Consider the following 1,303-nt stretch of genomic DNA (forward strand, 5'->3'; position numbering starts at 1 on the left):
TAATGAGATGGACGGTCCCCGCCCTGATAAGCTGCGAAAGAACCCCCAAGGAGGACAAGCTATGGCTATGACCACAATCGGGCTTGATATCTCGAAGAGCTGGTTCCAAATCCACTGGATCACGGCGGATGGAGAAATTATCCGCAAGAAGCTCGCTCGCGGGAAGGTTCTCGGTTTCTTTTCGCGGCTTCCAAGTTGTCTCGTTGGTCTTGAGGCTTGCGGCAGCGCTCATCATTGGGCTCGTGAACTAATAAAGCTGGGACACAAAGCACGTCTTATGCCAGCGCGCTACGTACGAGCCTACGTGAAGACAAGCAAGCACGATGCTGCTGATGCGGAGGCTTGCTGGGAAGCCGTCCAACGGCCTGGCATGCGCTTTGTCCCTGTAAAGACCGTCGAACAGCAAGGAATCTTAATGCTACATCGCACGCGAGATTTGCTTATTCGACAGCGCACAGGCGCGATAAATGCTCTGCGTGGTCATTTGGGCGAGTTGGGGATCGTGACCGGGAAGGGAAAAGCAAGCGCAAGAGAGCTCATGGGACTCGTGGACGTTGACGAGCGTATCCCACAGAGCGCGCGTAGTGCCCTTTCAATCCTTGTCGATCAGATCGAAGATCTTGAGCTTCACATTGAAAGCCAGGAGAAGATGATCCTCGCAACTGCCAAAGACAATGAAGTCTGTCGGCGTCTCATGAAGGTGGCGGGCATCGGCCCATTTGCTGCTACCGCCCTGGCGGCGTCTGTCGATCATCCACAACAGTTCGCTTCAGCAAGGCATTTCGCTGCCTGGCTTGGATTAGTACCGAAGCAACATTCGACCGGGGGTAAAGAGCGTTTAGGCGGTATCAGCAAGCGCGGCGACGGCTACATTCGTAAGCTGCTAATACATGGCGCCCGAGCGGCCGTTCATCGCGTCCGTATCCATCAGGTCACTAATACCTGGATAGCGGAGCTGCTCGGCAGGCGTCCCTTCAACGTCGTGACGGTGGCGCTCGCTCACAAAACTGCACGGATCGCTTGGGCGATCATGGCCAATGGTGAAGAGTACCGCGCGCAAGTATAACTCGAACGTGGTTCCGTTTGCGAGGGCAAAAGCGGAGTGATGGCAACCGGTCGGACCGGGATCGGCCGAGCCCGTTGGACCTATCGAGCTTCAGAGCTCGCCAACATAATTGGGCGCCGATCCGCGGATCTCATCAAGGCTCGTGGCATTGCCATAAAGCCGGATAGATAGCTGCAAACGATCGTTAGCCGGAATAAAGCAAATGGCCTTGCAAAGCGGGGACCGTCCATAGATAGG

General features: G+C 55.6%; 1 protein-coding gene. It reads left to right on the top strand.

Features of this window, described 5'->3' with window-relative positions; genetic code table 11:
• Positions 1-61: 61 nt before the first annotated feature.
• Entirely contained in the window at positions 62-1,066 is a 1,005-nt protein-coding gene (locus H8A95_RS43085) for an IS110 family RNA-guided transposase (RefSeq protein ID WP_229188457.1), read from the top strand.
• Positions 1,067-1,303: the final 237 nt, after the last annotated feature.

Source organism: Bradyrhizobium oropedii (assembly GCF_020889685.1).
Lineage (GTDB): Bacteria > Pseudomonadota > Alphaproteobacteria > Rhizobiales > Xanthobacteraceae > Bradyrhizobium > Bradyrhizobium oropedii.